Raw genomic sequence first — 13,169 nt, forward strand, 5'->3', positions numbered from 1 at the left:
CGCCCTGCTCCGAGGGGCAGAGGGTCCGGAACTGCGGGTCGCCGGGGCGAGCCCGTCCTAGGAGGCGAGACGGCGGTCGGGAAGCATATTTGGCAAGGCCCTTGACTAATCCCGGCCCGAAGCCGAAAGAATCAGTTCGCTCAAGTTGCTTTCTGGTGAGTCGTGTTGGCTTCGAGGGGACCCGTTCATGCATGTCACCCGTAGAACCGTGCTGGCCGCGAGCGCGGCCGGCTCCATGGCCGGGACGTTCGCGGTGCCCGCACCGAGCGCGGCCGCCGCTGACCGCACCGGTCCGGTCGGCCGCCGCACCGTGGACCTGGCCGACGGCTGGCGCTTCGCGCTCGTCAGCCCCGACGGCATCACCGACCCGATGGGCGCCTACGCCGACGCCGAGCGCCCCGACTTCGACGACGCGGACTGGCGTGCGGTCGCCGTCCCGCACGACTGGAGCATCGAGCAGACCCCCACGACGGAGCACAACACGACCAGCGGCACCGGCTTCCTGCCCGGCGGACTCGGCTGGTATCGCAAGAAGTTCACCGTCCCCGCCGCCTACGCGGGCAAGCGAATCTCCGTCGAGTTCGACGGCGTCTACATGGACGCGAACGTCTACGTCAACGGCGAGCTCGTCGGCAACCACCCCTACGGATATACCGGTTTCGCCTACGACATCACCGAGCTGCTGCACTCGGACGGCGCCACCGCCAACGTCCTCGCGGTCGAGGTCCGCAACCGACTGCCCAGCAGCCGCTGGTACTCGGGCAGCGGCATCTACCGCCGCGCCCGCCTGGTGGTCACCGAGCCGGTGCACGTCCAGCGCTGGGGCACCCTCGTGACCACGCCCGACCTCGCCGCCGACCTCGACAAGGGATACGCGACGGTCGACGTCCGCACGACCGTCGTCAACGACTCCGGTGAGACCGCGCCGGCCGTCACTGTCGTCTCCACTGTCCGCGACGCCAAGGGGCGACGCGTCGCCCGCACCGAGTCCGTGCTGCGCGACGTGGGCGCGGACCCGGCAACGGCCCACGCCCGACTCGCCCTCCGCAACCCGCAGTTGTGGTCCATCGACACGCCCGGCCACCGCTACACCCTCGTCACCGACCTGCGTGTGGACGGCCGCACCGTCGACACGTACCGCACCCGGTTCGGCGTGCGGCACGCGACTTTCGACCCGGACCACGGCTTCTCGCTCAACGGCACCCACGCCAAGCTCAAGGGCGTCGACCTCCACCACGACCTCGGCGCCCTCGGTGCCGCCGTCCAGCCGGACGCCGTTCGCCGCCAGTTGACCATCATGAAGTCCATGGGCGTGAACGCGCTGCGCACGTCCCACAACCCGCCCGCCCCCGAGGTGATCGAGGCCTGCGAGGACCTCGGCATCGTCATGCTCGTGGAGGCCTTCGACTGCTGGCGCACCGGAAAGAACCCATACGACTACGGCCGGTTCTTCGACGCGCACAGTGACGCCGACATCGCCGAAATGGTGCGCGCCGCCCGCAACTCGCCCGCCGTCCTGATGTGGTCGATCGGCAACGAGATCCCTGACTCGACCCGGGCCGAAGGCGTGGACATGGCGCGGCGGCTCGTCTCTGACATCAAGGCCCTCGACACGACCCGGCCGATCGTCATCGGCTCCGACAAGTACCGCTCGCTGCCCGCCGCCGGGTCGCCCGCGGACCTGATCCTGGCCGAGCTGGACGGCCTCGGCCTCAACTACAACACCGCCGCGTCCGTCGACGCGCTGCACGCCCGCTACCCGCACCTGTTCCTCTTCGAGTCGGAGTCGTCGTCGGAGACGTCCACCCGTGGCGCATACCAGGAGCCCGAGCACCTCAACACCGGGGAGAACCACACCCCGGGCCGGCGCGCCACGTCCAGCTACGACAACAACCTCGCCTCGTGGACGATGAGCGGCGAGTACGGCCTGAAGAAGGACCGCGACCGGCGCTTCTTCGCGGGCGAGTTCCTGTGGTCCGGCATCGACTACATCGGCGAGCCGACCCCGTACGACGTGTTCCCCGTGAAAGCGTCGTTCTTCGGTGCGGTCGACACGGCCGGGTTCCCCAAGGACATGTACCACCTCTTCCGTAGCCAGTGGACCAATGAGCCGATGGTGCACCTGCTGCCGATGGACTGGACGACGCACAAGCCCGGCCAGGAGGTGGAGGTGTGGGCGTACGCGAACGTCGCCGAGGTCGAACTCCTCCTCAACGGCCGTTCCCTGGGCGTGCGTTCCTTCGACGCGAAGAAGACCGTCGACGGCCGCGCCTACCTGGAGACCACGGAGGCGACACACGACGACAAGACGGTCACTTCCGGTCCCTACCCCGGCAGTTACACGTCGCCGAACGGCAGCGCCGGCAGGCTGCACCTGTCGTGGAAGGTTCCGTACGCGGCAGGCGAGTTGAAGGCCGTGGCCCGCGCGGGCGGGAAGGTCGTGGCGACGGACGTGCTGCGCACCGCCGGGACGCCGCACGGCGTGCGCCTCACCGCCGACCGCAGGTCCGTCGCCGCCGACGGGCGTTCGCTGGTCTTCGTCACGGCCGAGGTCGTCGACGCGCGCGGCGTGCTCGTCCCCGATGCCGAGCACCTCCTCGAATTCGCCGTGAAGGGCGGTGGGCTGGCAGGTCTGGACAACGGGCGGCAGGAGAGCGCCGAGCGGTACCAGGCCAGTACGCGCACCGCCTTCCACGGCCTCGCGCTCGCCATGGTGCGGGTGGGCACCGAGCCGGGCGCGCTGACCGTCACGGCCGCTGCCGACGGGCTGCGCACCGGCAAGGTCTCCGTGCGGGTGGCGGGACCGGCGGGCGGGCCCGTCACGCGGGCCGAACCCTTCGCCCCCGACCCCGGTCCTGGAGCATCCAAGTACCCACTCGCCGACGCGAGTTACTCCGGCGCAACCGGCACCCTCCCCGCCGCGATGCTCGACGGGGACCCCGCGACCCAGTGGTCCAACTCCTTCCAGAAGGCGGCCACCGCCCTGCTGCCCGCCTTCGCCGGCGCCCGGCCCGCCGACTGGGTTTCGGTGGCATGGGCGCAGGAGCGCGAGATCGGCCGGGTCGAAGTCTCTTTCACGGTCGACGCGAAACACTCCCTGCCCGCCTCGGTCGACGTGTCGGTCTGGGACGGAAAGGGCTATGTCGCCGTGCATGACGCCGACATCGACTGGGCGGCTGCGTCCGGTGAGCCGACCGTCATCACCTTCGACGCCGTACACGGCAACCGTCTCCGCCTGGACCTGACCAGCGGCAGGCCCGGCGACCCCGCCGGGGCGTTCGGGATCGTCGCGCTCGATGTGGCAGCGTCATGACCGACGCGAGCGGGCTCGACCACGCCTGGCTGCCCGACGAGGCGCTGCGCGGCATCGGATCACGGCGCGTCATGATCGAGGGCGACGGCCCGCTCGTCGACACACTGCGCGCCGAAGTCGCGTACGCCCAGGGCAACGTCGGCGCATCGCAGAGTGACGGAGACGTCATGTTCCGACTCGACGGCGATGCCGACACCGGCCCCGAGGGTTTCACTCTGACGCGGTCCGGCGGGCGCACCACCGTCACGGCCGCCGCTCCGGCCGGCCTCCTGCACGGCTTCTTCCATGTCGTGCGCCTCGGCGCCGCCGCGTTCATCGACGCCCCCGAGCAGACCCACCGCCCCGCCCTCTCCCGGCGCATGCTCAACCACTGGGACAACATCGACGTGCATCCCGTGATGGGCCAGGTCGAGCGCGGCTATGCGGGCGGCTCGCTGTTCTGGGAAGACGGACGGGCGCGCGGGGACCGCGGCCGGGTCCGCGCGTACGCACGCCTCCTCGCGGCCTGCGGGATCAACGCCGTCTGCGTCAACAACGTCAACGTCCATGCGGCCGAGGCCCGACTCCTCACGGACCGCATTGGTGAAGTGGCCGCCATCGCAGGAGAGCTGGGGGAGTACGGCATCCGCACCCACCTCTCCGTCAGCTTTGCCGCGCCCGTCGTCCTGGGTGGGCTCGACACCGCCGACCCGCTCGACGACCGTGTACGGGACTGGTGGCGGACGGCCGCCGACCACGTGTACGCGCACATCCCCGACTTCGGTGGCTTCGTCGTCAAGGCCGACTCCGAAGGACAGCCGGGTCCCTTCGCCTACGGTCGCAGTCACGCCGACGGCGCGAACCTGATCGCCGATGCGCTCGCCCCGCACGGCGGCACCGTCCACTGGCGGGCCTTCGTCTACAACCACACACAGGACTGGCGCGACCGGACCACGGACCGGGCGCGTGCCGCGTACGACCACTTCGCCGCGCTCGACGGGCAGTTCAAGGACAACGCGGTGCTCCAGGTCAAGCACGGACCGATGGACTTCCAGGTCCGCGAACCCGTCTCGCCGGTCATCGGCGCCCTGCCCCGCACCCGGGTCGCGGTCGAGCTGCAGGCCACCCAGGAGTACACCGGACAGCAACGGCATGTGTGCGCGCTCGCCCCGATGTGGTCCGAGGTGCTCGGCTTCCGGCCCGAGGGCGAGGATGGCGCCACCGTCGGCCAACTCGCGGGCAGCGGTGGCCTGGTGGCCGTCTCGAACGCCGGAGCCGACCCCTACTGGACCGGGCACCCGCTCGCCCAGTTCAACCTGTACGCGTTCGGCCGCCTGGCCTGGCAGCCGGACGGCGCCCCGGAGCAACTCCTCGATGAATGGATCGAGTTGACATTCACGCCGGAACGCACCGGCGACCCCGAACGACTGCGCTCCGGACTCCGTGCCGTACTGCGCGGCTCCTGGGCGACGTACGAGAAGTACACCGCGCCGCTGGGCGTCGGCTTCATGGTGCAGCCCGGGCATCACTACGGGCCCAGCGTCGACGGGTACGAGTACAGCCCCTGGGGCACCTACCACTTCGCCGACCGCGACGGCATCGGCGTCGACCGCAGCCGCGCCACCGGCACCGGATACGCGGCGCAGTACGCCAAGCCCTGGTCACAGACGTACGAGACACCGCAGGACTGCCCCGACGAACTGCTGCTGTTCTTCCACCACGTGCCGTACGGGCACGTCCTGCACAGCGGCAGGACCGTGATCCAGCACATCTACGACACCCACTTCGAGGGCGTCGAGGAGGCCGAGGCGGCACAGGGAGTGTGGGCGTCGCTGGCCGATCTGGTGGCGCCCGCTCGGCACGCCCGGGTGGCCGAACTGTACGAGGAACAGCTGCGCAGCGCCCGTGAGTGGCGCGACCACGTGAACAGCTACTTCCTGCGCAAGTCCGGGATCCCGGACGCGGGCGGGCGCCGCATCCACTAGAGGGGTCCGGCGGCGGTCTGCTCGAGGCGCAGTACGCACACGCCCAGCGGGTCGAGCGTGAGGGGCTCGCCGGGCGCATACGCCTTGCCCGTCAGGAGGTCCGTCGCCGACTCGTGGACCGTCAACTCCACGTCCGATGAAGTGTGGTTGAGGAGGAACAGCAGGTGCGCCCCGTCGGGAGTGACACGGGTCGCCGTCTCCACGCCGGCCACCTCGGCGTACGGACCGACGAGACCGTGCCGGGACAGCACCTGGCGCACCACCCGGTCCGTACCCGCGTCGTCGAGCTGCGTTGCCACGTACCAGCCCTCGCCGCCTCGGTCCCCGAAACGGTTTCGGGTGACGGCGGGCGTTCCGGCGTAGAAGTCGGCGGTGTAGGTGGCGACGGGCTCGGCGCCCTGCGGCACGACGAGCTCGAAGACCAGCCGGGCCGGTGAGCACAGGTCGCCGAAGTCGACCGGGTTCGTCACCTCCGCCGCCCGGGAGTCCCACTCGTCGACCCGGACGCCCATCAGCGGCCCGAGCGGGCCTGGCACATCCGTGAGGAAGGCGCGGTCGTGCTCGTCGCCGCGCCCGGACAGGTAGGTCGTCACTATGGTGCCGCCTCGCTCCACCACCGCCTCCAGACGCGCGGCCAGGTCTCCCTTCACCAGGTGCAGCAGGGGTGCGAGGACCACGTCGTACGCCGAGAGGTCCGCTGTCACGGGGACGACGTCGACGTCCGCGCCCGCCGTGCGCGCGGCCCGGTAGTAGGAATGCACGACATCCTGGTAGCGCACCAACCGCGACGGGCCGTCCGACATCTCCAGCGCCCACCAGCTGTCCCAGTCGAAGAGCAGAGCGGTCCGGGCGGGCGTCCGGGCGCCCAGCGTCACCCCGCTCGCCTCGCCCAACTCCCTTCCCAGTTCCGCCACCTCCCTGAAGACGCGGGTGTCGTCGCGGCCCGCGTGGCCGATGACCGCCCCGTGGTACTTCTCGCACGCCCCGCGCGAGGCCCGCATCTGGAAGTACAGGACCGCGTCCGCGCCGTGCGCCACCGCCTGCCAGCTCGCGAGCCGCAACTCGCCGGGCCTGCGCAGCGGATTGACGTCGCGGCAGGCTGTGGTGGACGGCGTCTGCTCCATCAGCCAGAACGGCGCGCCGCCCTTCAGGCCGCGCATCAGGTCGTGCGCGAGGGCCGGCCAGGTCGGCGGCGCGTCCAGCGGCGGATAGCTGTCCCACGACGCGAAGTCGAGATGCGGGGCCCAGCGGTGATAGTCCAACGGCCGGTACATTCCCATGAAGTTGGTGGTCACGGGGGTGTGCGGACTGTGGGCGCGCACGGCCTCCTTCTCGGCGACGAAGCAGCCGAGCAGCGCGTCCGTGGTGAACCGGTGGTAGTCGAGCGTGATGCCCTGGAAAGCGGTGTGGTCCGGTCCGCGCCAGTGCTCGGTGAGGGCGCTGGGCGGCTCGATCTCGGACCAGTCCGTGTAGCGGTGCGACCAGAAGGTCGTCCACCATGCGTCGTTCAGGGCGTCCAGCGAGCCGTACTTGTCGCGCAGCCAGACGCGGAACGCCACCGCGCACAGACCGCAGTAACAGGCGCCGCCGTACTCGTTGTTGATGTGCCAGGCGAGCAGGGCCGGATGGTCCGCGTACCGCTCGGCGATCCGTCCCGCCAGTGTCGTGGACAGGTGGCGGTACGCCGGTGAGCTGGGACAGAAGTTGTGCCGCTGCCCGTAGCTGTGCCGGCGGCCCTCGAAGTCGGTGCGGTTCACCTCCGGGTGGGCCTTCGCGAGCCAGGGCGGCAGCGCGGCCGTGCCGGTGGCCAGGACGATGCGCCGCCCCTCGGCCGCCGCCCGGTCCACGATCCGGTCGAGGACGGTGAAGTCGTAGATGTCCGGGGCGGGTTGGAGCAGCGACCACGCGAACACGCCCACCGTCAGCGTGTCGATCCCGGCTTTGCCGAACAGGCGGTGGTCAGCGTCCCAGACCTCCTCGGGCCACTGCTCGGGGTTGTAGTCACCGCCGTAGGGGATGGCGGTGGTGGCGGGCACGCCGTTCATACGGTGAAGTCCTCCTGGGTCTCGGCGATGATCGGACGGCTGGTGTGCAGCAGCGACAGGAGCAGCACCGGAGCGAGCAGCAGAGGCAGTGCCTCGGTCCACCACAAGGTGGCCGCGGTCGCGACGACGAGCAGACTGGCCGCGCCGAGTGTCGCCCGGCCGTGCCGCAGCAGGAAGTACCCGGAGAGTCGCGCCGTGTCGACGGCCCGGAACGTGAACAGGGACGTAAGCACGAGCGCGTGCGCGCCCCAGAGGAGCGCGCCCACGCCGATGACCCCGAGCAGTACCGCCCACCAGCCGGGCAGTCCGGTCGAGGCGAAGTGGGTGAGGCCGTACGCGATGACGGTCAGCCAGGCGAGCAGCGGAACCCATATCCGCAACGCTGCGGCGGAGTTGAGGCGTAGCCCCCGCAGATATGCGCGGGCCGGACGCAGTTCCGTCAGGTCGCGGCTGCGGTGGTGCAAGGCGTACAGGGCGGCGGACAGGGCCGGGCCGAGCGGCGCGAGGCACAACGCTGCCAGCGGCAGGTTCGCCGGGTCCGCACCGAGGGACAGGAGCCCGAGCAGGCTGGGCGCCAGCGTGAGCAGCAGCAGGCCCTCGACGGTCAGAAGCGTGTGGACGAGGGCGCAGGCCCGCGACAAGGGTCCGTCACCGAAGACGCGGGAGGCGCGCGGCAGGCCCGCCCCGGGGGAGCCGGCCTGTGCGGCGCTCATCCGGAACCCCCGCCCCCGAGAATCCGGCCCTCGTCCCACCAGTCGGGAGACTCCTCGATCACCGGGCTGAGCTCGACCAGCGTCACCTCGTGCCGCTCGAGCGTGAGGTCGACGTCCGCCCTGAACTCCTCGATGGGCAGCCGGAGATGGCATCTACCCGGTTCCGCAGCGTCGTGCAGCATGTCGAGCTGGTGCGGGCGAGGTGAGCGCGGGCTGCCCATCCGGCGCCACGCGGTGTACGCGTTGCCGCGCTCCTCGTCGACGCTGGAGCGACGCAGGAAGACCGCGCCGCGCTCGGCGTCGCCGACCGGGACGGACAGCCGCAGCGTGTGCAGGTCTGTCCCGGTCGGCGCCCACGCCAGAACCGTGACCCGCCCGTCGGGGTGCCGGGTGACGAGATGGTCGTCACCACGGGCCAGCACATCACGGCCCATGCGGGCCAAGAACGCGTACAGGTGGTACGTGGGCTTCCTTACCTGGCGGTGCGTCAGAAGCCCGAAACCGCCGTGGAACAGAGCCGTCGGAACCCCCACCTCCTCGAACATGTCGCTGAACGTCCAGTACGAGAAGGAGTCCACCAGATCCCCGCCGGCCGCCAGGACCGGAGCCAGGTACGCGGCGTGAAAGGCCGTGTCGTGGACCGGGTTGTCCGGGCGGTAGGCGGAGTTGAACTCCGTGATGTGGACCGGAAGGTCGGCCAGCGATGTGCCCTTCAGCTCGCGCCGCGGGGCCCCGAACTGCTCCAGCAGGCGCTCGGCCGGGGCCAGCGTCTGGTACGTCCCGAACGGCACCGGCTGCGCGGGCCCCGAGGTGTACGCGTGGCGTGACACGAAGTCGACCGGCAGGTCCCGCCGCTCCACGAACTCCGCGAACCGCCCCAGCCAGCCCTCGTCCGCGCCGGGCGACAGGGCGGGCCCGCCGACCTGGAGCGACGCGTCGACGTCCTTCACCGCATGCGCCGTCACCTCGTAAAGACGGTGGTATGCCGCCTGGTCGGCGCCCTCCCAGAAGTCCGGCAGATCCGGCTCGTTCCACACCTCGACGGGCCAGTCGCGCACCTCCTCCAGGCCGTAACGGTCCACGAGGTGGGTTAGTGTCGCGCGCACCAGGTCCGCCCATTCCCGGTGTGAGGAGGGCGGTGTCACATTCCCCTGCCACCAGAAGACGGTCTGCCCGCCGGACGCCAACTCGCGTGGCATGAAACCGAGTTCGAGGAAGGGGCGGATGCCGAGGGCGAGACAGGCGTCGACGACCTGATCGACGTAGGTGAACGAGTGATGCACCTGCCGGGCGCCCTGCCACTCGTACGGCCGGTACACGCCCATCCCATCGCTGAACAACCCGTGCCCGCGGATGTGCCGGAAGCCGATCTCCTTCTGGAGCAGCGTGAGGGAGTCCTGGTAGTCGCGGCGCAGGGCGAGTTCGAGGCGGCCCGTGCCGACGCACGCCCGCCACGCCTCGGAGAGGACGCCCTGCGACTCGGCCGGGACGCGGATCATCCGTTGTCCTTCTTGTACCGCTCGTAGGCCTTGTTGTACAGATCCACGAGCTGCTGCATGTTCTTGGCCTTCAGCTCGTTGACGTAGTCGTCCCACTCGGACAGCGGCCGCTTGCCGAGCGCGAACTTGAGGGTGTTCTGGTTCATGTGGTCCGTGAGCGGCGTCTCCCAGAGCGAGGCCTGCTCCTGCTCCGCGGACAGCAGCGGGTGGGCCGGGGCGATCGGCGTCTGCTTCCGCGAGGCCATCACGTCCTGGAACTTCTTCTCGTCCGGGCCGAAGGAAGAGGACACCAGCTGCCAGCTGCCGCCGTAGGTGAAGACGCCGTTGAAGAAGCCGTAGTCCTTCTGCAGATCCTTGGGGGCCTTGGGGTCGGAACCCATGAGGCTGATGCCGGGCTTCAGTTTGTACTGACCGCCGGACCCGGTGTACGTGACGCCCTCGACGCCCCACTTGCAGAACGCCTGGCCTTCGTCCGAGTAGAAGAGCCAGTCCGTGAACTGCATCAGCGCGACGAAGTTGTCGCTCTTGAGCGCCTTGCTGGAGATCATGAGGCCGTTCTCCATGCGGATGCCGCCGAGCACGACCTCACCGGCCGGGCCGATCGGCACCGGAATCATCTCGATCTTCGCGCCCTTCACCTGCCGCTCCAGGTTGAAGCGGTACTTCTGCACCAGCTCCTGTGGGTTCGCGCTGATCGCGAAGGACTTCTCCGCCAGCAGCTTCTTCACCGCGTTGTCGTCGGTCTGGGTGAAGCTCTCCGGGTCCATCAGCTTCTCGGCGACCAGCTTGCGCAGATACTCGATGACCTGCCGGAACTCGTCCCTCGCCCCGGTGAAGACGAACTTCTGCGCCTTCGTGTCGAAGGTGATGTTCTCGTACGTCCAGCCGGCCCGGACGCCGTACGCCTGCCCGAGATAGCTGAGCAGGGCGCCCGCCGGGAAGACCGTGTTGGTGCTCCAGCGGTCGGAGAGGGGGTAGCTGTCGGGGTACTCCGCCTTGATCGCCTTGAGGACGTCGTACACCTCGTCCCATGTCGACGGCAGGCTCACGCCGATCTTGTCGAGGACGTCGGTGCGGAAGGACAGCGAGTATCCGGACCTGGGCTTCTCGTGGAGCCCGGGCAGCAGGTAGTACTTTCCGTCGGACTGGCGGATGGAGTCCAGCTCGGGCTCCAGTTTCCACCGCTTCACCTTGTCCTGGAAGTTGGGCATCAGGTGCACGTACTCGCTCACCGGCAGGATCGCACCCGACGACACGAACGCGACCTCGGAGGGGTGGTACGTCTTGGGGATCAGGAAGGGGGCGTCACCAGAGCCGATCAGCAGGCTGCGCTTCTTCTCGTAGTCGCTCAGCGGGACGTCGACGGGCTGCAGCGTGACGCCGGTGCGCTTGGTGACCTCCTTCCAGAACAGCCAGCTCTTCTTCGTCGGGTACGTCGGGTTGTTGTTGTGCAGGACGGAGAAGGACAGCGCCTTGGTCGCCTTGAACTGCTCGCCGGCGTTGTACTTCTTCATGGCGCCGTTCCGCTTCTTCGACAGGTCCTTGCTGTCGCCGCCGTCGTCACCGCTGCCGCAGCCGGTGAGTACGGCGAGTCCGGCGAACCCCGCCGCGGCGAGCAGTGACCTTCTTGGCAGCTGGCCCGTGTTCGTCACGTGAACTCCCTTGTTCTACAAGTCTGTTGAGGCGTGATTGCGTTCATGTGTGAAGTGGTTGCGCTCAGCCCTTGACCGCGCCGAGCATCACGCCCGAGACGAAGTACCGCTGCACGAACGGGTAGACGGCGAGGATCGGCAGCGCCGTGAGCACGATGGTCACGGACTGGATGTTCGCGGCGGCCTGGGTGAGCTGGTCGGCCGCCGCCCCCGCGTTGCCGCCCTCGGTGGCGCCCGCGATGAGGTTGCGCAGATAGACGGTGACCGGCATCAGATCTGCCCTGTCCATGTACAGGAACGCCGAGAACCATGAGTTCCAGAACGACACCGAGTAGAAGAGCACCATGGTCGCGATGACCGCCTTCGACAACGGCAGCACGATCCGCAGCAGAGTCCCGTACGTGCTGAGGCCGTCGATCTGCGCGGCCTCCTCGAGTTCCGCCGGCATGTTCTCGAAGAACGCCTTCATCACGAGGAGGTTGAAGACGCTGATGGCGTTCGGCAGGGCGATCGCCCAGATCGAGTTCTTCAGGCCGAGGCTGGTGATCAGCACGTAGTTGGGGATCAGGCCGCCGGAGAAGAACATCGTGAAGACGGCGATGCCGACGAGGAACGTACGCCCGCGCAGGTCCTTCTTCGACAGGACGTACGCGTAGATCGTGGTGAGGGCCATGGCGACAGCGGTGGAGAGCACCGTATAGAGGACGGTGTTCCCGTAGCTGCGCCAGAACGTCCCGTCCTGGAAGACGATCTTGTAGGTGGTGAGGTTGAAGCCCTTGGGCCACAGCGTCACCTCGCCCGCCCGGATCTGGTGCTCCCCGCTGAACGAGCGGGCGACGATGTTGATGATCGGGTAGAGCGTGACCACCACGACCAACGTCAGGATCACGGCGTTGACGCCTTGGAAGACACGGTAGCCGCGGGTCGGGCCGGTCACGGTCGTTGCGGCGCGGGGCCGGGTCTGGATGCTCACCACAGGCTCGTCCCCACGGTCTTGCGCGACAGCCGGTTCGCGGACGTGATCAGCAGGAGGCCGATGACCGCCTCGAACAGGCCGATGGCGGCGGCATAGCTGAAGGAGTTCGACTCGACACCGGTGCGGTACAGATAGGTGGAGATGACGTCGGCCGTCGGGTACGTCAGCGGGTTGTAGAGCAGCAGGATCTTCTCGAATCCGACCACCATGAACGTGCCGATGTTGAGGATCAGCAGCGTGATCATGGTGGGGCGGATGCCGGGGAGCGTCACGTGCCAGGTCTGCTGCCAGCGGTTCGCGCCGTCGATCCGGGCCGCCTCGTACAGGTCCTCGTCGATCGTGCTCAACGCGGCGAGATAGAGGATCGTGCCCCAGCCGGCCGTCTGCCAGACCTCGGAACCGACGTAGATCGTCCGGAACCAGCCGGGCTCCTGGATGAACCGGACCGGATCGTGGCCGAAGGCCGTGAGCATGTGGTTGATCGGGCCGTCCGACGCCAGCATCTGCACCGTGATGCCCGCGACGATCACGATGGACAGGAAGTGCGGCAGGTACGAGATCGACTGCACGAACCGTTTCAGTGCGGTGCGCCGGACCTCGTTCAGCAGCAGGGCCAGCACGACCGGCACCGGGAAGCAGAACAGCAGCGTCAGCAGGCCCATCCAGAGCGTGTTCCGGAAGACCTGCCAGAACGACGGGTCGCTGAGGAACATCTGCACATAGCGCAGGCCCACCCACTCCTCGCCGAGGATCGAACCGCCCGGCTCGAAGCGGCGGAGGGCAATCACGTTGCCGATCATCGGCAGATAGCGGAAGACCAGGAAGAACAGGATCGGCAGCACCGCAAGGGAGTACAGCTGCCAGTCGCGGCGCAGTGATCGGCGCCAGGAACGACGGCCGGACGGAAGCTTCTTGTCGGGCGGCGGGTCGGGTGGGGCGCCGGTGCGGGGCTGGCTGCCCGTCATGGTGGAGGAGCTCATGCAGGGCCTTTCGTCACACGGGCAGGC

At 69.0% G+C, this 13,169-nt stretch carries 8 protein-coding genes; 2 read left to right on the forward strand and 6 right to left on the reverse strand.

What is annotated here, in order from left to right; translation table 11 throughout:
- Window positions 1-187: 187 nt before the first annotated feature.
- Both OG698_RS44995 and OG698_RS45000 read left to right on the forward strand, forming a co-directional pair.
- The gene (locus OG698_RS44995; RefSeq protein ID WP_406109991.1) at window positions 188-3,313 is read left to right on the forward strand and encodes a glycoside hydrolase family 2 TIM barrel-domain containing protein; all 3,126 of its coding nucleotides are present in this window, start codon (window positions 188-190) and stop codon (window positions 3,311-3,313) included.
- Window positions 3,310-5,277: an alpha-glucuronidase gene (locus OG698_RS45000; RefSeq protein ID WP_406109992.1), complete on the forward strand. Its 1,968-nt coding sequence runs from the start codon at window positions 3,310-3,312 to the stop codon at window positions 5,275-5,277. The genes OG698_RS44995 and OG698_RS45000 overlap by 4 nt, the downstream gene beginning before the upstream one ends.
- On the opposite strand, the gene OG698_RS45005 is transcribed toward OG698_RS45000, so the two are convergent.
- From OG698_RS45005 to OG698_RS45030, 6 genes are all read right to left on the reverse strand, one after another.
- Complete coding sequence (locus tag OG698_RS45005) at window positions 5,274-7,322, reverse strand: beta-galactosidase (RefSeq protein ID WP_406109994.1); 2,049 nt, start codon at window positions 7,320-7,322, stop codon at window positions 5,274-5,276. The genes OG698_RS45000 and OG698_RS45005 overlap by 4 nt on opposite strands.
- Window positions 7,319-8,035 (reverse strand): hypothetical protein, encoded by a 717-nt coding sequence (locus OG698_RS45010; protein ID WP_406109996.1) that lies wholly within the window; start codon window positions 8,033-8,035, stop codon window positions 7,319-7,321. Before OG698_RS45010 ends, OG698_RS45005 begins: the two co-directional genes overlap by 4 nt.
- On the reverse strand, window positions 8,032-9,534 hold the full coding sequence (locus tag OG698_RS45015; RefSeq protein ID WP_406109998.1) for a GH39 family glycosyl hydrolase: 1,503 nt from the start codon (window positions 9,532-9,534) through the stop codon (window positions 8,032-8,034). The genes OG698_RS45010 and OG698_RS45015 overlap by 4 nt, the downstream gene beginning before the upstream one ends.
- Window positions 9,531-11,186: an extracellular solute-binding protein gene (locus OG698_RS45020; protein WP_406110000.1), complete on the reverse strand. Its 1,656-nt coding sequence runs from the start codon at window positions 11,184-11,186 to the stop codon at window positions 9,531-9,533. Before OG698_RS45020 ends, OG698_RS45015 begins: the two co-directional genes overlap by 4 nt.
- 64 nt (window positions 11,187-11,250) lie before the next feature.
- Window positions 11,251-12,159: a carbohydrate ABC transporter permease gene (locus OG698_RS45025; RefSeq protein WP_406110002.1), complete on the reverse strand. Its 909-nt coding sequence runs from the start codon at window positions 12,157-12,159 to the stop codon at window positions 11,251-11,253.
- Window positions 12,156-13,142, reverse strand: coding sequence for an ABC transporter permease (locus OG698_RS45030; RefSeq protein WP_406110004.1), 987 nt, complete (start codon window positions 13,140-13,142; stop codon window positions 12,156-12,158). Before OG698_RS45030 ends, OG698_RS45025 begins: the two co-directional genes overlap by 4 nt.
- Between the last annotated feature and the right edge of the window lie 27 nt (window positions 13,143-13,169).

This window comes from Streptomyces sp. NBC_01003 (assembly GCF_045162695.1).
GTDB lineage: Bacteria > Actinomycetota > Actinomycetes > Streptomycetales > Streptomycetaceae > Streptomyces.